The sequence below is a fragment of the Methylobacterium sp. Leaf102 genome (assembly GCF_001422425.1).
Classification (GTDB): Bacteria; Pseudomonadota; Alphaproteobacteria; order Rhizobiales; family Beijerinckiaceae; genus Methylobacterium.
In genome coordinates this window covers 147,835-172,062 of the sequence record NZ_LMMX01000034.1, presented here as the reverse complement: position 1 = coordinate 172,062, position 24,228 = coordinate 147,835, and the positions used below count along the sequence as shown (strand labels likewise).

The 24,228-nt window shown below is 70.6% G+C and carries 27 protein-coding genes; 12 read left to right on the top strand and 15 right to left on the bottom strand.

All coding sequences use genetic code 11. The annotated features are described in order from the left end of the window. Positions 1-141 precede the first annotated feature (141 nt). From ASF27_RS15365 to croR, 10 genes are all read right to left on the bottom strand, one after another. Entirely contained in the window at positions 142-912 is a 771-nt protein-coding gene (locus tag ASF27_RS15365; protein WP_056361633.1) for a lysophospholipid acyltransferase family protein, read from the bottom strand. Between the two features lie 49 nt (positions 913-961). Beyond that, on the bottom strand, positions 962-2,503 hold the full coding sequence (gene crtI, locus ASF27_RS15360) for a phytoene desaturase family protein (RefSeq protein ID WP_056361421.1): 1,542 nt from the start codon (positions 2,501-2,503) through the stop codon (positions 962-964). Between the two features lie 147 nt (positions 2,504-2,650). Beyond that, positions 2,651-3,016, bottom strand: a complete 366-nt coding sequence (locus tag ASF27_RS15355; RefSeq protein WP_056361420.1) for a DUF5615 family PIN-like protein — start codon at positions 3,014-3,016, stop codon at positions 2,651-2,653. Then, positions 3,013-3,279 carry a DUF433 domain-containing protein gene (locus tag ASF27_RS15350; RefSeq protein WP_056361418.1) on the bottom strand — a complete coding sequence of 89 codons (267 nt, stop codon included), beginning with the start codon at positions 3,277-3,279 and terminating at the stop codon, positions 3,013-3,015. The genes ASF27_RS15355 and ASF27_RS15350 overlap by 4 nt, the downstream gene beginning before the upstream one ends. 65 nt (positions 3,280-3,344) lie before the next feature. After that, a complete protein-coding gene (locus ASF27_RS15345; RefSeq protein ID WP_056361415.1) occupies positions 3,345-4,547 on the bottom strand; it encodes an ABC transporter permease in 1,203 nt (400 codons plus the stop codon). After that, positions 4,544-5,635: an ABC transporter ATP-binding protein gene (locus ASF27_RS15340; protein ID WP_056361413.1), complete on the bottom strand. Its 1,092-nt coding sequence runs from the start codon at positions 5,633-5,635 to the stop codon at positions 4,544-4,546. Before ASF27_RS15340 ends, ASF27_RS15345 begins: the two co-directional genes overlap by 4 nt. Before the next feature lie 8 nt (positions 5,636-5,643). Next, positions 5,644-6,075, bottom strand: a complete 432-nt coding sequence (locus tag ASF27_RS15335; protein ID WP_056175293.1) for a DUF2141 domain-containing protein — start codon at positions 6,073-6,075, stop codon at positions 5,644-5,646. After that, positions 6,072-7,664, bottom strand: coding sequence for a phytoene desaturase family protein (gene crtI / locus ASF27_RS15330; protein WP_056361410.1), 1,593 nt, complete (start codon positions 7,662-7,664; stop codon positions 6,072-6,074). The genes ASF27_RS15335 and crtI (ASF27_RS15330) overlap by 4 nt, the downstream gene beginning before the upstream one ends. A gap of 188 nt (positions 7,665-7,852) precedes the next feature. Beyond that, a complete protein-coding gene (locus ASF27_RS15325) occupies positions 7,853-8,590 on the bottom strand; it encodes an RNA methyltransferase (protein ID WP_056261630.1) in 738 nt (245 codons plus the stop codon). Between the two features lie 82 nt (positions 8,591-8,672). Further along, entirely contained in the window at positions 8,673-9,152 is a 480-nt protein-coding gene (croR, locus tag ASF27_RS15320) for a 3-hydroxybutyryl-CoA dehydratase (RefSeq protein WP_056175651.1), read from the bottom strand. 269 nt (positions 9,153-9,421) lie between these two features. Here croR and ASF27_RS15315 point away from each other — a divergent pair, with 269 nt between their 5' ends. The 5 genes from ASF27_RS15315 to ASF27_RS15295 all read left to right on the top strand — a co-directional run bounded on the left by ASF27_RS15315 (position 9,422) and on the right by ASF27_RS15295 (position 12,669). Continuing rightward, positions 9,422-9,976, top strand: coding sequence for a hypothetical protein (locus tag ASF27_RS15315; protein ID WP_056361406.1), 555 nt, complete (start codon positions 9,422-9,424; stop codon positions 9,974-9,976). A 167-nt stretch (positions 9,977-10,143) separates the two neighbouring features. Further along, on the top strand, positions 10,144-10,575 hold the full coding sequence (locus ASF27_RS15310) for a hypothetical protein (protein ID WP_056361405.1): 432 nt from the start codon (positions 10,144-10,146) through the stop codon (positions 10,573-10,575). Positions 10,576-10,857: 282 nt separating this feature from the next. Further along, complete coding sequence (locus ASF27_RS15305) at positions 10,858-11,460, top strand: cation transporter (protein ID WP_056175282.1); 603 nt, start codon at positions 10,858-10,860, stop codon at positions 11,458-11,460. Positions 11,461-11,528: 68 nt separating this feature from the next. Then, on the top strand, positions 11,529-12,374 hold the full coding sequence (locus ASF27_RS15300) for a metallophosphoesterase (protein WP_056305140.1): 846 nt from the start codon (positions 11,529-11,531) through the stop codon (positions 12,372-12,374). A gap of 73 nt (positions 12,375-12,447) precedes the next feature. After that, complete coding sequence (locus ASF27_RS15295) at positions 12,448-12,669, top strand: hypothetical protein (RefSeq protein WP_056175276.1); 222 nt, start codon at positions 12,448-12,450, stop codon at positions 12,667-12,669. Between the two features lie 10 nt (positions 12,670-12,679). Here ASF27_RS15295 and ASF27_RS15290 read toward each other — a convergent pair whose 3' ends face one another. Then, positions 12,680-13,057 carry a 4a-hydroxytetrahydrobiopterin dehydratase gene (locus tag ASF27_RS15290; RefSeq protein WP_056175274.1) on the bottom strand — a complete coding sequence of 126 codons (378 nt, stop codon included), beginning with the start codon at positions 13,055-13,057 and terminating at the stop codon, positions 12,680-12,682. Positions 13,058-13,276: 219 nt separating this feature from the next. Between ASF27_RS15290 and ASF27_RS15285 the strand changes: the two genes are divergently transcribed. The 7 genes from ASF27_RS15285 to ASF27_RS15255 all read left to right on the top strand — a co-directional run bounded on the left by ASF27_RS15285 (position 13,277) and on the right by ASF27_RS15255 (position 20,552). Beyond that, positions 13,277-14,260, top strand: coding sequence for an ABC transporter substrate-binding protein (locus ASF27_RS15285; protein ID WP_056175271.1), 984 nt, complete (start codon positions 13,277-13,279; stop codon positions 14,258-14,260). Between the two features lie 144 nt (positions 14,261-14,404). Next, entirely contained in the window at positions 14,405-15,142 is a 738-nt protein-coding gene (locus ASF27_RS15280) for an ABC transporter permease subunit (RefSeq protein WP_056175267.1), read from the top strand. Next, on the top strand, positions 15,123-15,893 hold the full coding sequence (locus tag ASF27_RS15275) for an ATP-binding cassette domain-containing protein (protein ID WP_056361401.1): 771 nt from the start codon (positions 15,123-15,125) through the stop codon (positions 15,891-15,893). Before ASF27_RS15280 ends, ASF27_RS15275 begins: the two co-directional genes overlap by 20 nt. 655 nt (positions 15,894-16,548) lie before the next feature. Continuing rightward, positions 16,549-18,351: a lanthanide-dependent methanol dehydrogenase XoxF1 gene (xoxF1, locus tag ASF27_RS15270; RefSeq protein WP_056175264.1), complete on the top strand. Its 1,803-nt coding sequence runs from the start codon at positions 16,549-16,551 to the stop codon at positions 18,349-18,351. A 134-nt stretch (positions 18,352-18,485) separates the two neighbouring features. Beyond that, entirely contained in the window at positions 18,486-19,136 is a 651-nt protein-coding gene (locus tag ASF27_RS15265) for a c-type cytochrome, methanol metabolism-related (protein WP_056361631.1), read from the top strand. Then, a complete protein-coding gene (xoxJ, locus tag ASF27_RS15260) occupies positions 19,136-19,990 on the top strand; it encodes a rare earth element methanol dehydrogenase accessory protein XoxJ (protein WP_056305146.1) in 855 nt (284 codons plus the stop codon). The genes ASF27_RS15265 and xoxJ overlap by 1 nt, the downstream gene beginning before the upstream one ends. Before the next feature lies 1 nt (position 19,991). Beyond that, positions 19,992-20,552, top strand: coding sequence for a L,D-transpeptidase family protein (locus ASF27_RS15255; RefSeq protein ID WP_082479201.1), 561 nt, complete (start codon positions 19,992-19,994; stop codon positions 20,550-20,552). Here ASF27_RS15255 and folK read toward each other — a convergent pair whose 3' ends face one another. The 4 genes from folK to ASF27_RS15235 all read right to left on the bottom strand — a co-directional run bounded on the left by folK (position 20,553) and on the right by ASF27_RS15235 (position 24,226). Next, positions 20,553-21,026 carry a 2-amino-4-hydroxy-6-hydroxymethyldihydropteridine diphosphokinase gene (gene folK / locus ASF27_RS15250; RefSeq protein ID WP_056361398.1) on the bottom strand — a complete coding sequence of 158 codons (474 nt, stop codon included), beginning with the start codon at positions 21,024-21,026 and terminating at the stop codon, positions 20,553-20,555. It abuts the gene before it with no gap. Beyond that, entirely contained in the window at positions 21,023-21,415 is a 393-nt protein-coding gene (gene folB, locus ASF27_RS15245; protein WP_056175254.1) for a dihydroneopterin aldolase, read from the bottom strand. The genes folK and folB overlap by 4 nt, the downstream gene beginning before the upstream one ends. Continuing rightward, positions 21,412-22,185, bottom strand: coding sequence for a dihydropteroate synthase (folP, locus tag ASF27_RS15240; protein WP_200918867.1), 774 nt, complete (start codon positions 22,183-22,185; stop codon positions 21,412-21,414). The genes folB and folP overlap by 4 nt, the downstream gene beginning before the upstream one ends. A gap of 154 nt (positions 22,186-22,339) precedes the next feature. After that, positions 22,340-24,226 carry a response regulator gene (locus ASF27_RS15235; protein ID WP_056175248.1) on the bottom strand — a complete coding sequence of 629 codons (1,887 nt, stop codon included), beginning with the start codon at positions 24,224-24,226 and terminating at the stop codon, positions 22,340-22,342. Between the last annotated feature and the right edge of the window lie 2 nt (positions 24,227-24,228).

Here is a 24,228-nt window from a genome sequence, read left to right as displayed (position 1 = left end):
GGTGTGGGAACCCGTGGCTCCCACCCGACGCCGGAAGGCGAGCGGTGTCGGGCACCGGCGTGCGCAGGGCGAACAGGTTCACGGCGGTGAGAATAGCCGGCAGGAGGGCAAGCAGCACCGAAGCGATCGCGAGGGCGAGGATCACGGCGTGCGGTCTTTCTCGCGCAACAGATCTTCCTCGACGCGGTGGGCGGGCTCGAAGCGGCGCCCCGTCAGGGCCGCGCGCAGGCGCCGTCCCCAATCGTACACGCCCCCGACCCCCTTGGCGCCCGAGACGAGGGCGGTGAAGCGGGCGGGGTCACGGGCGATGACGTCGGCGGCGAGGCGGTCGAGGGTCGCCGTCAGCGCCTCCTCCATCCGGGCGAGGCGCTCGGGCCGGGGGAGGGCCTGGAGGTCGAAAGCTCGGATCGGCGCGCCGAAGGCGGCGCAAGCCTCGGCGCCGCGCTCCTCCCAGAAGGCGTAATCGAGGGCGAGGGGCACGAACAGGGTGTCGGGTCCGAGTTCGGGCAGGCGGGCGACGCCTCCCCGGAGGTCCAGGGGCCGAGCGCGGACATCGGCGAAGCGCCCCTGTGCGGTGATCCACATCATCGCATCCGGCTGCGCCAGGATGTTTCGCGATGAGCGGAGGAACTGGGCCGCGCCGCGCGCCGAGTCGAGGTCCACCGGGAAGGCACCGATGCGGGCGAAGATCGCGTAGCGCGCCAGCATCCGGGCATCGAACGGCGCGTAGCTCGCGCGCTTCGGAAACAGCCGCCCGGCGAGCAGGATCACCACGGCGGCATCCCACCAGGCCGGGTGGTTGCAATAGACCACGACGGGCCCGGGATGGCCGGCGCAATCCGGCACGCCCCAGCGGGCGAGGCGCAGGGCGTTCATGTGGCGGCGCAGGAACCGGTCGAAATAACCGACCATGAACCGCCATACGAACCGCGAGCGGGCCGGGGCCGACACCGTCCGGTCCCTAAGCGCTCGCCCGGTTCCTTTCGAGGGACGCGATCGTCTGGGCATCGGTATCGTGGGCGTCGGCCGCGATCCAGCCCGACATCATCACCATGGGCATGCCGGGGCCGGGATGAGCCGCGCCGCCGGCGAGGTAGAGCCCCCGCACCTGCCGCGATCGGTTGCCGGGCTTGAACGCGCCCATGAACTTGCCGTGGGAGGCGAGGCCGTAGATCGCCCCGTTCAAGACCTTGTAGCGCTCGTGGATGTCCTGCGGCGTGAGGTGGCGCTCGACGACGATGCGCTCCTCCAGGTCCGGCATGCCGGCCGTGCGCTTCAGCTTATCGAGGATCACCTGCCGGTAGGCCGGGAACATCTTCGACCAGTCGTGATGCGGCCGGAGGTAGGGCGTGTGGACGAGGACGTAGAGGGCCTCGCCGCCCTCCGGCGCCACGCTCGGATCGGTGGAGGAGGGGGCGGCGAGGTAGGCCGTCGGGTCCGGCGCCGGCTCGCCCTTGCGGTAGATGTAGTCGAACTCCTCCTCCGGGTTGCGGGAGAAGACGAAGTCGTGGTGGCTGAGGTGGTCGTAGCGCTTGTTGAGACCGAGGTAGAGCACCACGCCCGAGCAGGCCGGCTCGAAGGACTTCTTCTCGTAGGCCTTGCCGACGGCGCCGCCGACGAGCTCGCGGTAGGTCCGCACGCTGTCCATGTTGGAAATCACGGCGTCGAACGGCGTGGTGCCGGCGGCGGTCCGCACGCCCTTCACGGCGCCGTTCTCGATGGCGATGCCCGTGACCTCGTCGCCCGGCCGCAGGGTGGCGCCGAGCTCGCCGGCGAGCTTCGACAACGCCTCGGCCACCGCGCGGGTGCCGCCCATGGGGTACCACACGCCTTCGGCCGTCTGCATGTGGGCGATGGCGCAGAGCACCGCCGGCGCGCCGTAGGGCGACGAGCCGACATACTGCACGAAGTGGTCGAGCATCTGGGCGAGGCGCGCGTCCTTGACCTTGGACCGGATGGTGCCGGCCACCGAGGAGCCCATGCGCAGGGACAGCACGTCCCGCAGGGTTCCGGGGTTCATGTTGGCCCGGATGTCGATGGTGTCGAACAGGTCCTCTACCGCCTTCCAGAAGAAGAACTTGTTCGAGACGCCGTGCAGGTGCTCGGAGATCTCGATGAACTTCGTGTAGCCCTCCCCGGCGCCCGTGCCCGGGGCGAACCGGTCCATGGAGGCCGCCATGGTGGGCACATCGGCCATGAGGTCGATGCGGGTGTCGTCGTCGAAGAAGCAGCGCCATTGCGGATCGAGGCGGCGCAGGTCGAGGTAGTCGCGGATGTCGCGCCCGGCCTCCTGGAAGATGCGCTCCAGCACCTTCGGTACCGTGAGGATGGTCGGTCCCATGTCGAACCGGAACCCGCCCTCGTGCAGCACCGCCGCCTTGCCGCCGAGCCAGTCGTTCTTGTCGTAGAGCGTGACCGTGTGGCCGCGCGCCGCACTCACGCAGGCCGCCGCGAGGCCGCCCAACCCCGCGCCGACGACGGCGACCGAAGACCCAGCCCGCATGTTCACGTTACTCCCGGTGCGGACGAAAGCCGCTCTGTACGATTGAAGCTAGGCCGCCGGCGACGGGGGTCAACGCGTTACCCCGTCGCGGCGGCGTGGAGGCGCGACCGACGATCCGACGCTTGGCCCTGTCTTAGATTAGCCCTGTCACGGTAGAGGAGCGTAGGTGATGCGGCCGTCGGCCTCGATCTCCAGAACATGATTGATGAGATCGAGTCCATCGCTCAGGGCATCGAGCACGCGTCCGAAGAGTTCGATCTGTGCCCTGCGGTGGGTGTTCGGCACGATCACGATCAAGCCGTTGTGCAAGGATTGGCGCCCATAGAGACGCAGGAAATCCGAGCGGTTGTTGGTGACGAAGCAATAATCGCCCGCTTCGATCACGGGGATCAGGCTCCGATCCTGATACCCCGCGAGGCACAGGTAGCTGACATGATCGACGGAGTAACCGCATTCGCGGGCGACGGCCACGAGGGCGGTCGAGAGACATTCGTCGATCAGCAGTCGGATCACGCGCGGGCGTTGACCACCGCGGACTTCCAATCGGACCCGTATTCGACGGCGGCCCAGGCCTCGACAGCCGCGATCCCATCGGCCGGCAGGGCGGGATAATCGGCCCGGATCTCCAGGGGCGTGTGGCCGACGCGAAGATAGGCGGCGATGGTCTCGGCCGGAATACGCGTGCCCGCCAGCACGGGTGTTCCCCCGAGGATACGTTCATCCCTGACGATGTCCGTCAGCGCGGACTCGATCGATCGGAAGCGGGAATCGGCCATCGAAGGCTCCATCATCGTCGCGCACGATGCCACGTGCGCGCCACAACTTCAACGGGAGCCCCCCCTCACGTCACCCGGCGCGAAACCAGCCCCACGGCCGCCACCAAACTCACCGCCGCGACCGCGATCATCACGCCCCAGGCGGGCAGGGCGGCGGAGACGCCTTCACCGAGCGCGGTCTGGTAGGCCTCGATGGCCCAGGCGTTGGGGGTGAACCAGCCCGCCTGCTGCAGCCAGGGCGGCATGAGGAAGCGCGGGACCATGCTGCCGCCCACCGCCGACAGCAGCAGGACGCCGAAGGTCGAGGCGAGGTGCGCCTGCTGGCGGGTGGCGGCGGCGGCGCAGGCGGCCAGCGCCAGTCCGGCCGCCATGGCGGCGACGAGGAACGTGGTGACGAGCCACGCCCCCCAGTGGGGCTTCAGGTCGACGCCGTGCAAGAGGCTCGCGGCGGCGAAGATTAGCCCGGCCTGGAGCATGCCCTGGACGACCAGAAAGGCGAACTTGCCGAGCACGATGACGGCGAGGCCGCCGGGCGCCGCGGTGAGGCGGTCGGCGAGGCCGCCCTGGCGCTCCTCCACCAGGGACATCGCCCCCTGCATGGCGGCGAACAGCAGGAACACCGCCGCGATGGCGCCCGCGTAGTAGCTCACCCGGTCGTTGCCGCCGCCCGTGGCCGTGGTGCGCAGCTCCACCAGGGACGCGAAGGAGAACGGCTCCTTGCGGGCGCGCTGCTCGGCGAAGGCCTGGGTCAGGAAGGCGCGCTCGTCCGCGCCGATCTTGCCCGTCCGCTCCACGTCGGCGACGATCCGGGCCAGCACCACGTCCGGCAGGGCCGCGTTCAGCACCCGCTGGAACTGGCCGAGCGCGATGGGGGTGGCCAGCGCCCGTGCCGGGTTCTCGACGAGCACCACGGGCTGGTCGGCCGGGGCGGCGCCGGCCGGGGCGGCATCGAGGTCGCCGCGCAGGACCAGGGCGACGTCGACCTCGCCCCGGCGCACGGCGGCGGTGGCCCCCGCGACGTCGCTGACGGACAGGCGGGCGATCCGAAGCGTCGGGTCGGCCTCCAGGGCCGTCGCAAGGCGCTCCGTCGTCGCCGTCCGGGCAAGGTCGACGAGGCCGAGATGGATGCGGATGCGCTCGCCGATGGCGCCGGAGAAGATAGCGGCGAAGATCACGAAGATCACGGTCGGCAGCACGAAGGCCATGACCAGGGCGGCGCGGTCGCGCACGAGGCCGAGCAGCATCACCCGGAAGGCGGCGGCGATCATGACGCGACGCTCTCCTGGCGGCGAAGGCGGACGGGGTCGGCCGGGTCCCACAGGCCGAGGGCATCGCGGTAGACCGCCTCGAGGCCGGGCGCGCGGATGCGGATCTCGGCGACGGGGACGCCCTCGGCCCGCAGGGCGGCGAGCAGGGCGGCCGCGTCGAGGCGCGGGCCGGCGGCTTCGAGGCACTGGCCGGCGGCTTCGAGGCGCTGGCCGGCGGCTTCGAGGCGCTGGCCGGCGGCTTCGAGGCGCGAGCCGGCGGCTTCGAGGCGCGAGCCGGCGCCCGGATGCGCCCGCCAGGTCAGGCCGGTGTCCACGGGGCCGAATCCGGCGTGCCGCAGGGCCGCTTCGGCGGGGCCCAGGGCGGGGCTGGACAACGCGATCTCGTGCTCGGGGGCGCCGTCGCGGAGGCGGCCCAGGAGGTCGGGCAGGGCGCCCTCGCGTACGATGCGGCCTTGCGCGAGGAAGGTCGCCCGGTCGGCGAGGCGCTCGGCCTCGGCGAAGTCGTGGGTGGCGACGAGGAGGGCGGCGCCCTCGCGGCGCAGGCGCTCCAGCACGGCGTGGATCGCCGCGCGGGCGTGGAGATCGACCCCCTGCGTCGGCTCGTCGAGGAGGACGAGGCGGGGCCGGGCCATGAGGCTCGCGGCGATGTTGACCCGGCGCTGGTAGCCCCCCGACAGCAGGCCGACGGGGCGCCCGGCGACGTCGGCGATGTCCGTGAGGTCGAGGGCTTCCGCCACGGCGGCGCGGCGCGCGGTCCGGCCGAGGCCGGCGAGGCGGGCGAACACGTCGAGGTTCTCCGCCACCGTGAGGCGGGGATAGAGGGCGATGTCCTGGGGCACCCAGCCGATGGCCCGGCGGGCCGCGTGGGTCGCGAACGGATCGCACCCGGCGATGCGCACGCTGCCGGCCTGCGGGGCGAGGCGCCCGGCGACGAGGCGCATGAGAGAGGTCTTGCCGGCCCCGTTGGGGCCGAGCAGCGCGACGGTGCGGCCGGCGCACAGGTCGAGGTCGACGCCGTCGAGGACGCGCCGGTCGCGGTAGGTCAAGGTGGCCCCCCGGACCACGACCAGGGGTGCGTCGGACGGCACGGGGGCGGTCAGCGGCGGGGCAGGGCGCGGACCAGGCGCACGCGCAGGGCCAGCCCGGGCTCGCGCACGGCGATCTGGGCACGGGCGAAATCCGGCCGGGCCGTGCGCTCGGGCGCCCCGGAGAAGCCGTAGGGCTCGGTGGGCAGGCCGAGGCCGGTGCGGTCGAGGCGGCGGTCGCCGTTCAGGTCCTGGAACGCCGCCACCGCGTAGGCGCCGGGCGCCACACCCTCGAACACTACGCGCTGGCTCGCGGCCCGCACGGGCGCGTCCTGGCCGGTCCGGCACTCGGCCTCCGACAGGCCGCCCTGGCACAGGGCGACGTAGAGTGTGGAGGGCACGGGCTCGATCCCGTCCACGGTCACCTCGACGGTGGCCGCCCGGGCGGACCCGGCGATGAGGCAGAGGGCGAGGCAGGCGGCGCCCGCGATGAGATGCGTCACGCGGCGTCGCCGGAGGTGGCGAGCGGCGCCGTGTTCGGCACGCCGGCCGCTTCTGCGCCGACGCGGCCGGCCGACAACTCCTCGATGAGCAGGCGGGCGGTGATGCGCGCGCCCTCGTAGATCACCGGCAGGCCCGAGCCCGGATGGGTGCCGCCGCCGACGAGGTAGAGGCCGGGCCCGAAGCGGTTGTGCGGGCGGAAGTAGAGCATCTGCATCAGGTCGTGGGCGAGGTTGAAAGTGGCGCCTTCGTGGACGAAGAAGTCGTCGCGCCACTCCGTCGGGTCGACGATGCGCTCGTAGCGGATGCGCTCCTCGATGTCGCCGAGGCCGAGGATCTTCAAGCGGTCGAGGACGAGGCGGCGATAGGTCTGCCGCGTGGTCGCCCAGTCGATGTCGGCCTTGAGGTTCGGCACCGGCACGAGGACGTAGAGACTGGTGTGGCCGGGGGGCGCCATGCCGCCGTCGGTGAAGCCCGCATGCTGCACGTAGAGCGAGGGCTGCATCGGCAGGATGCCGCCGGTGATCTCACGGATGTTGCGGGCGTAATCCTCCGAGAGCAGGATCGTGTGATGGCCGAGCGCCTCCGGCGCCGGGCCCTCGATCCCGAGATAGAGCATGAAGGTCGAGCACGAGAGGCGCGCCTTTTCGATCTTGGCGTCGCGCCAGCGCGGGCGGTGCGACTGGGGGACAAGGTCCTTGATCACCTTGGCGAAATCGCCGTTGATCACCACCGCGTCGGCAGGGATCGTCTCCCCGCCGCAGACGACGCCGCACGCCTTCTTGCCCTCGAACAGCACCCGGTCGACGCTGGCGCCGAGGCGGATGTCGACGCCCATGCGGCGCGCCAGCCCCGCCATGGCCTCCGAGACGGCGCCGCAGCCGCCGACGGGGTGATAGACGCCGTGCTCGTATTCGAGGAACGACAGGATGGTGAACAGGCTCGGGCACCGGAACGGCGACATGCCGAGGTATTTGGTCTGGAACGCGAAGGCGAGGCGCACGCGCGGATCGGCGAAGTAGCGCTGAAGGTCCTTGTCGACGCTGCGCCCGGGATGAAGATGGGGCAGGGCGGCGATCATCGCCGGGGAGGCCATGCTGCGCAGGGTGTGGAACGCCTGCTCCAGCACCGGCTTGAAGAACTTCAGCTTGACCCGGTTGTCGGAGAAGAACTTTCGGACGTTCTTGGCGTCGTCCGGCGCGATGCGAGCGACCTCGGCCTCCAGGCGCGCCATGTCGTTGGTGGCCTGGATCGTGCCCGAGATCCCGCCATTCTCCTCGAAGACGAGGTGGTATTGCGGATCGAGACGTTCGAGCTTGACGTGGTCCTCCAGCCGCTCACCGCAGGACTCGAAGATGTCGGCGAGAATCTGTGGATAGAGGAAGAAGGTCGGTCCGATGTCGAAGCGGTACCCGCCCGGGGCCTCGACGGTCTTGGTCCGGCCGCCCACCGCCGGGTCCTTTTCGAGGAGCGTGACGTGGACGCCCGCCCGCGCCAGCAGCAGGGCCGTGGCGAGGCCGCCGGGACCGGCGCCGACGATGATGACCCGGCGTCCGGACAAAGTCCGCAAGCCATCCCGTGACTGCAGCAACGCTCACAACTCCCCATCGATCGCCTGGATCACGCCCCCTGGCCCGATCCGGCTTTACCACGCACACCGACCGGCACACGGGTGCAATCTTGAGCGTAGCGACCGGCAGGGCAAGAGCCACGGATTGTCGCGTGCCGGTGCGGGGGGTGATTCGGGGCTGCGCCCGTGGAAAATCGAGCGGAATGCCATCATCCCAACCGGTGCGCGGCGAGGTGGTGCAGGGCGAGCGCCCCGGCGGTGGCGACGTTGAGGGAATCGAAGCCGGGCGCCATGGCGATGCGGATGGTCCGGGCGCGGGCCATGAGCGCCTCGGGCAGGCCGGGGCCTTCCGTGCCGAGGAGCAGGAGGGCGCGGGGCGGCGGCGTCAGGTCGGACAGGGTCTCGCCCCCGGCGGGGCTGAGCGCCAGGGGCACGAGGCCGTGGTGGTGTGCGAAGGCCAGACAGGCGGCACCGTCGGGCAGGCGCCCGAACGGCACCGTGAGCGCCGCGCCGGCCGAGACCCGGATCGCCTTGCGGTAGAGGGGATCGCAGGTGTCGGCGTCGAGGAGCACCGCGTCGGCCCCGAAGGCGGCGGCGTTGCGGAACAGGCCGCCGACATTGTCGTGGTTGGTCAATCCGACGAGGCCGACGACGAGGGCCGGCGCCGGGGCGGGCGGCACCGCGAGGGCGCCCTCCAGGCCGCGCAGCCCCACCGCCAGAACGCCGCGATGGATCGGAAACCCCGTGATGGCGCTCATCACGGCCTTGTCGGCCACGTAGACCGGGACGGCATCGGGCAGAATGTCGGCCAAGCCCGACACCCGCTCCGGAGACAGCAGGATCGATTCCAGCGAGAACCGCGCCTTCTGCGAAACCATCACCCGAAGGGTGACGTCGCCCTCGACGATAAAGCGGCCCGCGCGCCCGACGAGATCGCGCTCGCGCATGGCCGTGTAGGGGGCGAGGCGCGCGTCGGCCGGGCTGTCGATGGGGATCGGGGTCACGGGCCGGGTCGGGGGTGCGGCCGGGTCAGGCGCTCGGCGGGCGGCCGCCCATGCGGATGGCGAGGGGGTCGGCCTCGGCCTTGGTCGGCACCTTCACCAGGGCCTCGCCGTCCAGCACGATCTCGCCGGCGACGGAGCAGGTGCATTTGAGGCGGGCGCGGCGGCGCTCGGGCACGAGTTCGGCCACCTCGACGGTGACCTGAACCGTGTCGCCGATCCGAACGGGCGCGCGAAAGTTCAGGGTCTGGCTGATGTAGATGGCGCCGGGGCCGGGCAGGCGGGTGCCGAGCACCGCCGAGATCAGGCCGGCGGTGTAGAGGCCGTGGGCGATGCGGGTGCCGAACGGCGTACGGGCCGCGAAGTGCTCGGACAGGTGGATCGGGTTGCGGTCGCCGGTGATCTCGGCGAAGCCCACCACGTCGGAGGACGAGATCTCCTTGTTGAGGGTCTCGGACAGGCCGACTTCGAGGTCCTCGAAGTACAGGACGCGCAGTTCTGGCATCATGGGCAGTTCCCCCGTCTCGTTCCGTTTGTGGCACGCATGCGTCGGCGGCACGTCCGGGGACGCGCGGCAGGTCACGCTCGCCTCGCACAGGCGCGCGGCCAAATCCAGTCTCGGACCGCCGCGCGGCCCGTATTCACCCGAACCGGTCGAGCCTTCACGGACACCGCGGCACGTGACGGAGACGACCCTGGGTCTGCCACGATGGCGCCGCACGGGTGGCTCTTCGTGCGCAAACTCTGCCGGACAGCGAACCGATCGACGAGGCCAGCATGGCGAAGCAGTTCCCCGCGATGGAGGACACGCATCAGCACTTCATCGCATCGCAGAAGATCTTCTTCACCGGCTCCGGGGCATTGGGCGCGCGCACCAACATCTCGCCCCGGCCGACCGAACACCTTCATGTGCTCGACCCGAACCATGTCGCCTATCTGGACCTGACCGGCAGCGGCAGCGAAACGGCCGCCCATGTGAGGGCCTACGGCCCGGTGACCCTCATGTTCTGCGCGTTCGACGGCCCGCCGTCGATTCTTCGGCTCTATGGAAAAGGCCGCGTCGCGTTCCGGGGGTCATCGGATTACGCGGGGTTTCTCGACCGCTTCTACGGAGGCGTGGAACTTCTCGGGGCCCGTCAGGTCGTGTCCCTCGCGATCGACCTCGTGCAGACGAGCTGCGGCTACGGCGTCCCGCTCTTCGCGTACGCGGGCGAACGCCCGGTTCTCGCGCGTTGGGCCGAGGCCAAGGGAGAAGCCGGGCTTCGTGCCTATCGCGCCGAGAAGAATGCAGTGAGCCTCGACGGCTTGCCGACGGGGTTTCGCGAACCCTGAGGCCTCTTCTCCGGAGGAGGAGGACGCCTGCGGCCCACGGGACCAGACCGACGTGTGCGCAGGCGGGATGGATGGACGCGGTGCGCCAGGGTACCGGGGAAAGAGCCGGGACAATTCGAAGGATTGACTTCACGCTTTCGTGATCCCCAGGGCCGAGGGTGTCGGGCATGACCGATTTCGACCCCTTCGCACCCCGGCATATCGGGTCGGCGCTCTCGGTGACGGGGCTCGTCGGCCTGATGGTGAGCGAAACGCCGAGGCCGGACATCCTCGTCCTCGCCTGCGCCTGCCTCGCCGGCTCCCTCGTCGCCTTCACGGTCGCGGCGTGCCGTTCGCAGCAGCCGCGGCGCACCGGTCGAACGCGCAGGCCCGCTGCGCCGAGGCCCATCACGGTCGATTGGGAAGCCGCCCCGATGGGCTGGCCGGCGCCCGGGCGGCCGCAGGGCGCACCGGTCCATCCGGCCCTGTCGTCTCGCGTGCGGACCCTGACCCCCGTCCTGCCGAAGCCGGCCCCGCCGCCGACGCCGCCGGGGATCTCTCCAACCCATCGGCGCGCGCTGAAGGACGTGCGCAACCGGCGCATCGCGCGCGGCCCCTGATCGGTCGCGCCGATCTCCGGCCCGCCCCGGTCCCTTCCATGATTCGAGATCTCCCACGATTCGAGATCTCCCATGGTTGGAGGTCTCCCGTAGTTAGAAGTCTCCGGGGAAGGGCGGCCGCCCCCTCGACAGGGCGCGGCGCATCGGCGAAGAGGCGCAGGATGAGATGAGGCGCGCGGAGGCTCGGCCTCGTCCTGTCCCGAACGCCGACCGACGCCTTCGGGGACGATGCTTCAGGGATGGCCCCGTGACCGAATCTCCCGTCCCGATCGACCCGGCCGCGTGATGAAGCCCGCGCCCACCCCCGCGCTCCGTCCCGTCGTCGCCCGGGTGGCGGCCCTGAATCTCGGGTTCTTCGGCATCGAGATCGCCGTGGCGCTCGCCATCGGCTCCATCGCCCTCATCGCCGACAGCCTCGATTTCCTCGAGGACGCGGCCATCAACCTGCTGATCTTCGCCGGAATCGGCTGGAGCGTCCGCAACCGTGCCCGCCTCGGCATGGTGCTGGCCGGCATCCTGGTGATTCCGGGCCTCGCCACGGCCTACGCGGCCTACGAGAAGTTTTCAGACCTGACCCCGCCGGCGCCCCTGGCGCTGACCCTGACGGGGCTCGCGGCTCTGGGCGTCAACCTCGTCTGCGCGGCGATGCTGGCGCGCCACCGCGACGGCGGCGGCAGCCTGACCCGGGCGGCCTACCTTTCGGCCCGCAACGACGCCTACGCCAACCTCGCCATCATCGCCGCCGGCCTCGTCACCGCCCTGACCCTGTCCCCCTGGCCCGACCTCGTCGCCGCCGCCGGCATCGCCGTCCTCAACGCGGATTCGGCCGGGGACATCCTCCGGGCGGCCCGCGCGGAATGGCGCGCGGCCAAAACGGTGGCTTGAGGCAGAACGGTCGCTCACGGGCGGTCGCGTGAAGACGGCTTCCTGAAAGTCCGAGGCTCCAGAACTCCATGCGCGTCTTTCCGATCTCGGATCTCCACCTCGAGCGTCGCCGCCTCGACGTGATCCCCCTGCCGCGCCCCGCCTTCGATGTCCTCGCCTGCGCCGGCGACCTGTGGGAGGGCCATCCCGAGCGGGGGCTGGCGGCCGTGGTGGCCCTGGCGCAGGGCCGGCCCATCGTGCTGGTGCCCGGCAACCACGAGCGCTACGCCCCCACGGGCGACGGTCGCACGGCGCCCCAGCTCCTCGCCGCCCTGGAGGCCGAGGTCGCGCGCCTGAACGAGGCGGGGCACACCATCCACCTGCTCCAGGGGGGCGCGTCCGTGATCCTCGACGGGGTGCGCTTCACCGGCACCACCCTGTGGACCGACTGGCGCCTCGCCGGGCGCTGGTGCGACGCCGGGACGCCGGACCGGCCAGCCGACCCCGTCGCCTACGCCGCCGCGCGCATGACCGACCCCGTCACCGGGTCCCGCGAGTTCCGCGGCGCCATCCGCAACGGCGACGGCTCGGTGTGGTCGCCGCGGGACGCCATGGCGGCGCATGAGCGCGAGCGGGCGGGGCTCGTCGCGGCCCTGTCGGTGCCGCATGACGGGCCGAGCGTGTGCGTGACCCACCACCCGGCCGGCACGGCGGCGGTGGATGCGTTTCGCGGGGCGCCCGGCGTGCCGTGGTGGCTGCCGGCCTTCTACGCCACCACGGTGCTGGACGACCTGCCCGACGCCGCACGCCCGGATGTGTGGATCTCGGGTCATTTCCACGCAGGCCACGATCTCAGGGTCGGGCGCACCCGTTGGGTCGCCAACCCGGTCGAGGGCGCCACGTTCTCGCCCGACACGATCCTGGAAATCGGCTGACCCGGAGATCGGCTGAAACCGGGGCGCGGCGCTGCGCGTACCCGATGATGCGTCTGTCAGCCGGAGCCCGCCCGTGAACGCCTTCATCGCCGTCGTCCTCGTCTGCGCCAACGGCATCCCCATCGAGGGCTGCACCGACGACAGGGCGAGCGAGGTCCGCAAGGTCCGCGTCGCCAACGAGCTCGGCTGCACCAACGGCTGGCAGGAGATCATCGCCCGCACGGACCTTCGCGACGAAGTCGGGAAGACCGCCTACCTCAAGACCGAGTGCCGCCGGGTGAAGGCGGAGCGGTGAGACGCGCGCCCTACTTGTCGTGCTTGATGTAGGCGAAGCGCGGGTCCGTCGGGGTGCCCTCGAGGGCGCCGCCCTCCGTGCCGGGCTGCCAGCCGACCACCTCCTCGATCTTGCGCGCCAGGGCGAAGTCCTTCTCGGTCACGCCCTTGGCGGCGTGGTTGGTCAGGCGCACCTCGACCCAGGCGTAGGAGGCCGTGAGGTCGGGATGGTGCCAGGCGGCCTCGGCGAGGTGCCCCACGGTGTTGATGACCATGAGCGTGCTCTTCCAGCTCGCGGTCTTGTAGGTGCGCTTGATCCAGCCGTCCTCGAGGCGCCAGGCCGGCAGCTCGCCGGCGAGGCGGGCCTCGATGGTGGCGTCGTCGAGGACGGGTTCGCGCGGTTCGGCCATGGTGGATCCTCCCGTGGCCCGGCGTCGGCCGGGCGCCTGGCGGCGACCCTGCGACGGGCGGGGCGCGGGTGCAAGGACGTCCGCGCGAGGACGCCCGTGAAAGGACGCCCGCGCAAACGCGCGGGCCGTTTCGCCTCAGCGCCGGCGCGGGCGCGCCGGTGGACGGCCGAACCGGGACATCCTATTGAGACTCTCAACAGAATAAGGGAGGGACCGCCGATGCTGTCACGGCGCGGATTGCTCGCGACGGCGGCATTGCTGCCCCTGGCCGCTCGCCCGGCCCGGGCCGCGCCCCCCAGGGTTTCCGTGGGCAGCCTGCCCTTCGGCACGGTGTCGTGGGAGGCCGCCGTGATCAAGGCCCGCGGCCTGGACACGGCCAACGGCTTCACCCTCGACGTGGTCAAGCTCGCCGGCAACGATGCCGCCCGCATCGCCTTCCAGGGCGGTCAGGTCGACACCATCGTGGGCGACCTGCTGTGGGCGGCCCGCCTCGGCAACGAGGGCCGCGCCATGCGGTTCTTTCCCTATTCCACCACCGAGGGGTCCCTGATGGTGCCGGGCAAGAGTCCCATCGCCACCCTCAAGGACCTCAAGGGCAAGCGCATCGGCGTCGCCGGCGGGCCGCTCGACAAGAACTGGCTCCTCCTCAAGGCCCAGGCCCGCGACACCGCCGGCCTCGACCTCGAGACCGAGGCCACCATCGCGTTCGGCGCGCCGCCCCTCCTGGCGCTCAAGCTCGAGCAGGGCGAACTCGACGCCGGCCTGCTGTACTGGACCTATTGCGCGCGCCTGGAGCCGAAGGGCTTCCGGCGCATCATCGGCTCCGACGACATCATGCGGGCCTTCGGCGCCACGGGCTCCATGGCGCTGATCGGCTACCTCCTGGCGGGCGAGACCGTCTCGGCCAAGCCCGAGGCGGTGGCGGGCTTCACCCGCGCATCGAAGGCGGCCAAGGACATGCTCGCCCAGGACGCCTCGGCGTGGGACGTGGTCCGCCCCCTCATGGCGGCCGAGGACGAGGCGACCTTCGAGGCCCTGAAGCGCGACTTCCTCGCCGGCATCCCGCGCCGGGCGCTCACCGCCGAACGCGCCGACGGCGAGCGTCTCTACGGCGTCCTGGCCCGGCTCGGGGGCGAGCGCCTCGTCGGCGCCGGCACCGCCCTGCCGCCGGACCTGTACTACGACGGCACGGCGAATGGCTGACGCACGCGACCGCGCGCCGGAGCCGCTCTGCGCCTCTCTGAGCCGGTTCGCTTCGGCGCCCCGACGCGAACCGACTCGGGTTCTCGACGCAGAACCGGTGCCCACTCCCGCGAAGCCTGCCTAGCACGATGAGATTCTAGCGACATGGGGACCGCCACCCGCCTCGTCTCGGTCCTCGTCCTGCTGGCCGGGTGGCAGGCGGCCGCCGTCGCGGCCGGCTCGCGGCTGCTGCCGGCGCCCCTCGCGATCCTGAGCTTCATCCAGAGCGAATCCGCCTCGGGCGACCTGTGGTCCAACGTCGGCATCACCCTCGCGCGGGTCGGGATCTCCTTCGTGCTCGCCATGGTGCTGGGCGTGCTGCTCGGCATCGCGCTGGGGCGGTCGCGGCGCCTCAACCTCGTCCTCGACACGCCGCTCCTCATCCTCCTCAACACCCCGGCGCTCGTCATCACCGTGCTGGCCTACATCTGGGTCGGCCTCAACGAGGGCGCGGCGGTGTTGGCCGTGGTGCTCAACAAGCTGCCGAACGTCGCCGTGATCCTGCGCGAGGGCGCGCGCGGCCTCGATCCGCAACTGGAGGAGATGGCCCGGACCTACCGGTTCGACCGGCGCACCTGGATCGCCCACGTGCTGGTGCCCCAACTCCAGCCCTTCGTGGTGGCGGCCGCCCGCTCCGGTCTGTCGCTGGCCTGGAAGATCGTCCTGGTGATCGAGCTGCTGGGACGGCCCAACGGGGTCGGCTTCGCCATCAACTACTACTTCGTCCAGAGCCTGAACGTGGCCGCCATCGTCGGCTACAGCATCGTGTTCATGAGCGTGATGATCGCCATCGACATTCTCGTCCTCCAGCGCCTCGAAGCCCATGTCCGACGCTGGCGCTGAGCCCATGTCCGCCGGCGGCGCCGGGCCCGCGGCCCTCACCGTCGACATCCGCTCCAAGATCTACGGCGCCGGCGGCCCCGAGCCCGTCGAGGCGGTGCGGGACTTGGGCTTCTCCCTTCACGCGCGCGAGATCACCTGCCTCATCGGCCCCTCGGGGGCGGGCAAGACCACGACCCTGCGCATCCTGCTCGGCCTCGACACCGCCTACGACGGCAGCGTGACGCCCGACCCGGAGACCGCCGGCATCGCCATGGTGTTCCAGGAGCCGCGCCTGCTGCCCTGGCGCACCGTCGAGCAGAACGTGCGCCTCGCCCTGCCGCGCACCGCGCGCGGCCGCGATCTCGATGCCCTGTTCGAGTCCCTCGGCCTGACCCCGTGGCGGCGTCGCTATCCCGGCGCCCTGTCCCTCGGCATGGCCCGGCGCGTCGCCCTGGCGCGGGCCTTGGCCCAGAGCCCGCGCATCCTCGTCCTCGACGAACCGTTCGTGTCCCTCGACGACGCCTCGGCGGCGGCCCTGCGCGGTCTGGTCGTCGACAGCGTCACCGGAACCGGCATGGGAGTCCTGATGGTGACCCACAACGTCGCCGAGGCCATCGCCATCGCCGACCGGCTCGTTCTGGTGTCGGCCCGACCGGCGCGCCGCGTCGCCACCGTGGCCCTGGACCGCCCGCGCGAAGCCCGCGACCGGCCCTGGGCGGACGCGACCCGGGCCGATCTGGCCGGCCGCTACCCCGGCATCATCGCCGTCTGAGCCGACAAGGGGCCCGCGGAGGCGTCGGCGTCCCCGGAAAAGCCGCCGCGCCTCCGATGCGGCGAGACAACGCATCGCCCGTGGACGTGACGGGTCGCGCGGGTTCCGCGGCTTTCCACCGATACGGCGATCGGAATACCCGCCTGCACTATCCTGCATGTCCCCGGGGCTACCGGCGGCGCCCGACCGAAGCCAAGGGCGCGTTCGGCCCGAATCCAGCCGGAATCGAGGACCACGCATGCATTCCGCATGTCCGCATGCGTTTCGCGCATAAGATCCCGTCCGCCCTATAAAAAGCTTTGGTAACAAGATCGCTGTTTTTGCACCGCAACATCGGTTGCGCCGCAGCATTAGGGGTCGATTCACCAAGGTCGTAGCATTACGACCTTTGGCCTAGCCTCAGGAAACCCTCACAAAGCGAGTTGACGGCCCCGGAATTTTTCTTAGAGTTCATTCAAGCTTCGGTTTCGAGGGGCGCCGCAAAGGGATAGCGGCCCTCGGCCAGGGGGATCGACCCGGGACCTCATGGTTCGGTTCGGCCCTCCGCCCGCTACGGAAGCGTTATCTGTCCCTGTCGCAAACAGCAGGTCGCATCGAAAACTCGCGCATCTCCGGATCTGCGAACGCTCGGTGTCAAGACTTGTCGGAGGAATGCATGAGAGCGGTTCACCTTCTCGCCCTGGGCGCCGGCCTGGTGGCCTCTAGCCCGGTCCTCGCCAACGAAGACGTCCTGAAGCGCACGGCCAACCCGGCCGAGCAGGTCCTTCAGACCGTCGATTACGGCAACACCCGCTATTCCAAGCTCGACCAGATCAACGCCAGCAACGTCAAGCAACTCCAGGTCGCCTGGACGTTCTCGACCGGCGTGCTGCGCGGCCACGAGGGCTCCCCGCTCGTCGTCGGCAACATGATGTACGTCCACACCCCCTTCCCGAACATCGTCTACGCCCTCGACCTCGACAAGGAAGGCGTGATCGTCTGGAAGTACGAGCCGAAGCAGGACCCGTCGGTCATCCCGGTCATGTGCTGTGACACGGTCAACCGTGGTCTCGCCTACGCCGATGGCAACATCATCCTGCACCAGGCCGACACCACCGTCGTCTCGCTCGACGCCAAGTCCGGCAAGGTGAACTGGTCCGTCGTCAACGGCGACCCCAAGAAGGGTGAGACCAACACCGCTACCGTTCTGCCCGTGAAGGACAAGATCATCGTCGGCATCTCCGGCGGCGAGTTCGGTGTGCAGTGCCACGTCACGGCCTACGATGCTAAGACCGGCAAGAAGGCCTGGCGCGGTTACTCCGTCGGTCCCGACGACCAGCTGATCGTCGATCCCGAGAAGACCACCTCGCTCGGCAAGCCGGTCGGCAAGGATTCCTCGCTGAAGAGCTGGGAAGGCGACCAGTGGAAGACCGGCGGCGGCTGCACCTGGGGCTGGTTCTCCTACGATCCGAAGCTGGACCTCGTTTACTACGGCTCGGGCAACCCCTCGACCTGGAACCCCAAGCAGCGTCCGGGCGACAACAAGTGGTCCATGACCATCTGGGCACGTAACCCGGATACCGGCATGACCAAGTGGGTCTACCAGATGACCCCGCACGACGAGTGGGACTACGACGGCATCAACGAGATGATCCTCACGGATCAGAAGGTCGACGGCAAGGATCGTCCGCTCCTCACCCACTTCGACCGTAACGGCTTCGGCTACACCCTCGATCGCGCCACCGGCGAGCTCCTTGTCGCCGAGAAGTTCGATCCGGTGGTGAACTGGGCCTCCAAGGTCGACATGGACAAGGGCTCGAAGACCTACGGTCGTCCGCTCGTCCAGGCCAAGTACTCCACCGAGCAGAACGGTGAGGATACCAACTCCAAGGGTATCTGCCCCGCCGCTCTCGGCACCAAGGACCAGCAGCCTGCGGCGTTCTCGCCGAAGACCCAGCTGTTCTACGTGCCCACCAACCACGTCTGCATGGACTACGAGCCGTTCCGGGTGTCCTACACCCCCGGTCAGCCCTACGTCGGCGCGACGCTGGCCATGTACCCGGCCCCCAACAGCCACGGCGGCATGGGCAACTTCATCGCCTGGGACAACATCGCGGGTAAGATCAAGTGGTCGAACTCCGAGCAGTTCTCGGTCTGGTCTGGCGCTCTTGCCACCGCCGGTGACGTGGTGTTCTACGGCACCCTCGAGGGCTACCTGAAGGCCGTCGACGCCAAGACCGGCAAGGAGCTCTACAAGTTCAAGACCCCGTCGGGCATCATCGGCAACGTGATGACCTACCAGCACAAGGGCAAGCAGTTCGTCGGCATCCTGTCGGGTGTCGGTGGCTGGGCCGGCATCGGCCTCGCGGCCGGCCTGACCGACCCGAACGCCGGTCTCGGCGCGGTGGGTGGCTACGCCGCCCTCTCGAACTACACCAACCTCGGCGGTCAGCTGACCGTGTTCGCGCTCCCGAACTAATCGGTCGCACGAAGCTTTGAAGGTTAGGGTGCCGGCGCGGGTTTCCGCGCCGGCATCTTTATGATTAGGTCATTATCAAGAACAATTCGAACATCGGTCGAACGGGCCGATGGATGCTCCTGGGAGAAACGTCGTTGCAGTACCAAAGCAAAGCCGCCATCCGTCCGCTCGTGGCCGCCCTCGTTCTCGCGCTCGCATCCACTGCTGCCGTCCAGGCGCAGGACGCCAAGCTGGCTGATGCCAAGACCGCGGACGCCAAGACCGCGGACGCCAAGCCCACCGATGCGGCCCTGGTCAACCAACTCGATCCCAATGCGCCCGAGAAGGACGCCAAGCTGCTCGACAAGTATCAGGCGGTGAAGGTCGAGGACGGCAAGTATTTCGACAAGGACGGCGCTCCGACCTATCACATCAGCAACGATGGCAAGAAGTTCGACTGGTACGCCTATTCCGGCTACCGCCGCTATCACGCCGAGTGCCACGTCTGCCACGGCCCCGACGCCATGGGCTCGACCTACGCGCCCGCCCTCAAGGACTCGCTCAAGCGCCTGTCGTACGAGGAGTTCATCGGCGTCATCGCCGGCGGCAAACAGGATGTCAGCGCGGCCGGCACCAACGTCATGCCTGCCTTCGGCGACAACAAGAACGTCATGTGCTACGCCGACGATCTCTACACCTACCTGAAGGCCCGTGCCTCCGGCGCCATGCCGCGCGTCCGCCCGACGGACAAGGAAGAGAAGCCCGAGGCCGCCAAGAAGGCCGAGAAGGAGTGCCTGGGCGGCTGATGACCCGCACAGGCTCGACCACCGGCCTCGTCCTCGCGCTCCTGCTCGCCGCAGCAGGGGCGCGACCCGCGTTGGCGCAATCGCTGCCCGACCTCGTCACCACGGACACCCTTCGGGTCTGTGGCGATCCGGGCAACATGCCGTTCTCCCAGCGCAAGGAGGACGGGTTCGAGAACCGCATCGCGGCGATCATCGCCGAGGAGCTGAAGGTCAAGGTCCGCTACTACTGGCTGACGCAGGGACCCGGCTTCGTGCGCAACACCCTGGGCACCGGCCTGTGCGACCTCATCATGGGGTCGGCGTCCGGCGGCGAACTCGTGCAGCACACCAACCCGTACTATCGCTCGGCCTACACCCTGGTCACCCGCAAGGGCGACCTCGACGGGGTGACGCGCCTCGACGATGCGCGCCTCAAGGGCAAGGCCATCGGCGTCATCGGCGGCACGCCCCCGGTGAACCGCATGGGTGAACTCGGCCTCGTCAGCACCATGAAGGCCTACGCGCCCTACCAGCTCGACCCGGCGCGCAAACACCAGACCATCGCGGCCGAGGTGATCGCGGATCTCGCCGAGAAGCGGATCGACGCGGCGATCCTGTGGGGGCCGGCCGCCGGCTGGCTGGCGAAACAGAGCGGCGTGCCCATGGCGGTGGTGCCGCTGCTGGAAGAGCCCGACCGGCCACCGCTCACCTTCCGCATCGCCCTCGGCGTGCGGATGGAGGAGAACGACTGGAAGCGCAGCCTCAACACCATCCTGCGCAAGCGTCGCACCGACATCGAGAAGGTCCTGCGGGACTTCGACGTGCCGCTGCTGGAGGAAGAGGGCAACAAGCTCCTCGCCCCGGCATCCCCTTGAGATGACGGACGCACGTCCGCCCCGGACCCGGCGATGGTGGCTCGCCGCCGCCGTCGTCGTGGGTCTCGGGACGGTCGCCGTCGTCGCAGACCGGCAGCAATGGACTCGCGTCGAGCCGGACCTCGTGCCGGTCTCGGACCGGGCCGACGCCGTCCTCGTCGAGAAGGCCGCGCGGCGCCTCACCCTCCTGCGGGAGGGACGGGTGCTCGCCACTTATCCGGTCTCCCTCGGCTTCGCGCCCGTCGGCCAGAAGGCCCGCGAGGGCGACGGGCGCACGCCGGAGGGGCTCTATGCGATCGCGTATCGCAACCCGCGCAGCGTCGCCCACCTGTCGCTCAAGGTGTCCTATCCGACGCCGGAGCAGGCGGCCGTGGCGGCGGCGGAGGGCCGGGAGCCCGGCGGCGACATCATGATCCACGGCCTGCTCAACGGCTTCTCGTGGTTCGGCCCCCTGCACCGCTTCGTCGACTGGACCAACGGCTGCGTCGGCGTGACCAATGGCGAGATGGCGGACATCTACGCCCGGGTCGATGTCGGCACGCCCGTGGAGATCCGCCCCTGATCAGACCGGCTCGATGCCCGTGGTGTCGAGCTTGGCGAGCGCCTGCGCCACGGTCTCGGGGCCGATGACCAGGTCGGGGGCGATCTCGGCCAGCGGCACGAGCACGAAGGCGCGCTCGCGGACGAACCGGTGCGGCAGGACCAAGCGGGCGTCGTCGATGGTGGCGCCGGCATAGTGCAGCACGTCGATGTCGATGACCCGCGGCCCCCAGCGGCGCTCGCGCACCCGGCCCATGGCGGTCTCGATGGCGAGGCCCGCCTCCAAGAGGTCGTGCGGCGACAGGTTCGTCTCCAGCCCCAAGGCCGCGTTGAGGAACCAATCCTGGTCGGTGTCGCCCCAGGGCGGGGTGCGGTAATCGGCCGAGCGGGCGGTGATGCGGATGCCCGGCGTCACGGCGAGGCGCGCCACCGCCTCGGCGAGGGTCGCGGCCTTGTCGCCTATGTTGGAGCCGAGGCCGAGATAGGCGGCGTTCACGACGCGTCTCCGGCCCGGTGGCGGACGATCTCGATGGCGACGCCCTCGATCACCGCCGGTACCGGCGCGCTCGGCTTGTCGACCCGCACGCTCACGGACCGGATGGGTTCGTGCGCCGACAGGATCTCAGCCGCGATGGCCTCGGCCAGAGCCTCGATGAGGGCGAAGCGCCGCTGGGTCGCGATCCGGGTGACGATCTCGGTGAGGTCCGCGTAGCTCACCGTGTGAGCGACCTCGTCGGAGCGGCCCGCCGGCGCCAGGTCGAGGCGGCATTCGAGGGAGATGTAGAAGCGCTGGCCGAGGCGCGCCTCCTCCTCGAGGAGCCCGTGATAGGCGAAGACCGCGATGCGCTGGACGAGGATGCGGTCGCCGGGATGGGACAGGGTCATCGCTCCGGCCTCATCACGGCATCCACCACCCGGAGGGCATCGACATGGGGCGCGACGTCGTGGACGCGCACGATCCCGGCGCCGAGGGTCGCGGCCAGAACGTGGCTCGCCAGCGAGCCGAACAGGCGGTCGACGGGCTTCGTCTCGGTGTTGTGCAGGCGCCCCAGCAGGGACTTTCGCGAGACGCCGACGAGGACGGGAAAGCCGAGGGCGACGATCTCGGGCAGCCGCCGCAGGGCGTCCAGGTGCTGCTCCCAGCTCTTGCCGAAGCCGATGCCCGGATCGAGGACGATGTCGGCGTCGCGGATGCCGGCCAGCCGAGCGATGGCGAGCGAGCGCTCGAAGAAGCGCAGCATGTCGGCGACGATGTCGATCCCGGGCTCGATGGTCTCGCGGTTGTGCATCACCATCACGGGCGCGCCGTGATCGGCGGCGACGTGGGCGATGTCGGGCTCGCGCTGCAGGCCCCAGACGTCGTTGACGATGCGCGCACCCGCCTCCAGGGCGACGCGGGCGGTGGCGGCCTTGTAGGTGTCGACGGAGATCGGCACGGGCAGGCGGGACGCGAGGTCGCGGATCACCGGCAGGATGCGGGCCTGCTCCTCCTCGGCCGAGACGGGGGTATGCCCCGGCCGGGTCGATTCCCCGCCGATGTCGATCAGCGCCGCCCCCTCGGCCACCAGGGTCTCGGCCTGGGCGCGGGCGGGCCCGGGATCGGCGAAGCGCCCCCCGTCGGAGAACGAATCCGGCGTGACGTTGAGGATGCCCATCACGAGCACGCGTTGCCCGAGATCGGGCAGCAGGGTCTGCAGCTTCGAGGGAGGAGGGGGCACGGGGGCTCTGTCGGATGGGATGACGGTTCGGACTGCTTTGGCGCGATTACGCCCGGGGAGCAACGCCTGCCCGGCCGGGCGGGCGGCGCCGTCAAGGCCCGGGGACGAGGAGGCGGGACACCTCGGCCGCGAGATCGCCGGATTCGAAGGGCTTGCGCAGCACCGGCAGGTCGGCCGGGATCGGGATCGCCTCGGCGTGACCCGTGAGGATGAGCACCGGCACGCCGGCCCATCGCGCGCGCACGATGGCGGCGAGCTCGACGCCGGTCATGCCCGGCATGGCCAGATCCGCCACCACGAGGTCGAAGCGGTCCCGTTCCAGCAGGGTCACGGCCGAGGGCCCGTCCGGCGCCTCGCTCTCGGCGTAGCCGAAGGTGGCGAGGAACGAGGCCGTCACGTGACGCACCTCGGGGTCGTCGTCCACCACGAGGATGCGTGCGGCCTGGACGGGCGCCGCCGGGGCCGGCTCGGGTGCGGCCTCCCCCACGATCTCGGCCTCGGTGCGGGGCAGCAGCAGTTCGACGCGGGTGCCCTCGCCGACCTCGCTGGCGATGCGCAGGCGCCCGGCCGATTGCTGGGCGAGGCCGAACACCATGGCGAGGCCGAGCCCCGTGCCCTGGCCGACGGCCTTGGTGGTGAAGAACGGCTCGCACACCCGTTGCAGGATCGCCGGCGGGATGCCGGTGCCGGTGTCCGCAACCTCGATGGCGGCGTAGTCGCCATCCGGCAGGTCGGGATCGTCCCGCAGGGCCAAAATCCGGGTCGAGACGGTGATGCTCCCCCCCTCCGGCATGGCGTCGCGGCTGTTGATGCACAGGTTGAGCACCGCGAGTTCGAGCTGATCGGGATCGACCCGGGCGGCGGGTGCGGCCGGGTCGAGCCGCAGGGTCAGCCCCACGAGGCCGCCGAGGCTCCCCCCCAGCAACTCGCCCATGCCGGCGATGACGTGGTTGAGGTCGACGGCCCGGGGCCGGAGGTCGCGCGAGCGGCTGAAGCCGAGGAGGCGCTTCGTCAGGGTCGCTCCGCGCTGGGCCGCCTGCGTCGCGTTGGTGACGAGGCGCAGCACGCGGGGCTGGTCCGCGATCTTGGGGGTCGCGAGTTCGAGGCTGCCGAGAATCGCCGTGAGGAGGTTGTTGAAGTCGTGGGCGATGCCGCCCGCGAGGGTGCCCAGCGCCTGCATCTTGTCCGACTGGCGCAGGCGCGCTTCGAGAAGCCGGTGCTCGGTCACGTCGCGCTCGATGGTGGCGAGATGCACCACCGCGCCCGAGGCGCCGCGGATCGGCACCCGGGCGACGTGGCTCCAGCGCTCCGCCCCCTCCGGCCCCTCGGTGATCTCGGTCTCCGTCGGCCGGCCCGCCGCGATGGCCTGGGCGTCGGCCTCCGCCGCCCCGTCGGTTTCGGTGCCGGCGTGGTCCGTGCTCGCGGGGTCGCCCCGGAGCGCCGCCTCCGTGCGCCCGAGGCACTCGGCGGTCGTTCGCCCGAGGCGCTCGGCCTTGCGGGCATTGAGGCGGACGAACCGGCCCTGTCCGTCCTTGAACGAGATCGCATCCTCGGAGTGATCCAGGAGGCCCATGAGCAGGGCGCGCTCCGTGGCGAGTTCGCGCCCGAGGCGGTGGCGCTCGTAGGCCTGGCGCACGGCGCCGCGCAGGAGATCGGCGTCCCAGGGCTTGGTGGCGTAGCCGGTGATGCCGCCCTGGTTGAGGGCACTGATGACGGCGCTCATGTCGGCGTAGCCCGTGAGCAGGATCGCCTGGGCGTCGTGCAGGCCGCGGGCCTGGGCCAGCATGGCGTCGCCGGTCATCCCCGGCATGCGCTGGTCCGACACGATGACGGCGATGTCGGGCTCGGCCGCCAGGATCTCCAGGGCCTCGGCCGGACGGCTGGTGGTCAGGACCCGGTACTCGTCCTCGAACAGGTCCTCGAGGGCGATGAGGATGTCGGGTTCGTCGTCGACGGCGAGGATCGTAGCTTTGGACATGC

Coding starts and splice junctions, on each gene's coding strand:
- ASF27_RS15365 (WP_056361633.1), bottom strand. CDS start 912: ATGGTCGGTTATTTCGACCGGTTCCTGCGCCGCCACATGAACGCCCTG.
- crtI (WP_056361421.1), bottom strand. CDS start 2,503: ATGCGGGCTGGGTCTTCGGTCGCCGTCGTCGGCGCGGGGTTGGGCGGC.
- ASF27_RS15350 (WP_056361418.1), bottom strand. CDS start 3,279: ATGGCCGATTCCCGCTTCCGATCGATCGAGTCCGCGCTGACGGACATC.
- ASF27_RS15345 (WP_056361415.1), bottom strand. CDS start 4,547: ATGATCGCCGCCGCCTTCCGGGTGATGCTGCTCGGCCTCGTGCGCGAC.
- ASF27_RS15325 (WP_056261630.1), bottom strand. CDS start 8,590: ATGCGCGAGCGCGATCTCGTCGGGCGCGCGGGCCGCTTTATCGTCGAG.
- croR (WP_056175651.1), bottom strand. CDS start 9,152: ATGATGCCAGAACTGCGCGTCCTGTACTTCGAGGACCTCGAAGTCGGC.
- ASF27_RS15315 (WP_056361406.1), top strand. CDS start 9,422: ATGGCGAAGCAGTTCCCCGCGATGGAGGACACGCATCAGCACTTCATC.
- ASF27_RS15310 (WP_056361405.1), top strand. CDS start 10,144: ATGACCGATTTCGACCCCTTCGCACCCCGGCATATCGGGTCGGCGCTC.
- ASF27_RS15300 (WP_056305140.1), top strand. CDS start 11,529: ATGCGCGTCTTTCCGATCTCGGATCTCCACCTCGAGCGTCGCCGCCTC.
- ASF27_RS15290 (WP_056175274.1), bottom strand. CDS start 13,057: ATGGCCGAACCGCGCGAACCCGTCCTCGACGACGCCACCATCGAGGCC.
- ASF27_RS15285 (WP_056175271.1), top strand. CDS start 13,277: ATGCTGTCACGGCGCGGATTGCTCGCGACGGCGGCATTGCTGCCCCTG.
- ASF27_RS15280 (WP_056175267.1), top strand. CDS start 14,405: ATGGGGACCGCCACCCGCCTCGTCTCGGTCCTCGTCCTGCTGGCCGGG.
- ASF27_RS15275 (WP_056361401.1), top strand. CDS start 15,123: ATGTCCGACGCTGGCGCTGAGCCCATGTCCGCCGGCGGCGCCGGGCCC.
- xoxF1 (WP_056175264.1), top strand. CDS start 16,549: ATGAGAGCGGTTCACCTTCTCGCCCTGGGCGCCGGCCTGGTGGCCTCT.
- xoxJ (WP_056305146.1), top strand. CDS start 19,136: ATGACCCGCACAGGCTCGACCACCGGCCTCGTCCTCGCGCTCCTGCTC.
- ASF27_RS15255 (WP_082479201.1), top strand. CDS start 19,992: ATGACGGACGCACGTCCGCCCCGGACCCGGCGATGGTGGCTCGCCGCC.
- folB (WP_056175254.1), bottom strand. CDS start 21,415: ATGACCCTGTCCCATCCCGGCGACCGCATCCTCGTCCAGCGCATCGCG.
- folP (WP_200918867.1), bottom strand. CDS start 22,185: ATGGGCATCCTCAACGTCACGCCGGATTCGTTCTCCGACGGGGGGCGC.
- ASF27_RS15235 (WP_056175248.1), bottom strand. CDS start 24,226: ATGTCCAAAGCTACGATCCTCGCCGTCGACGACGAACCCGACATCCTC.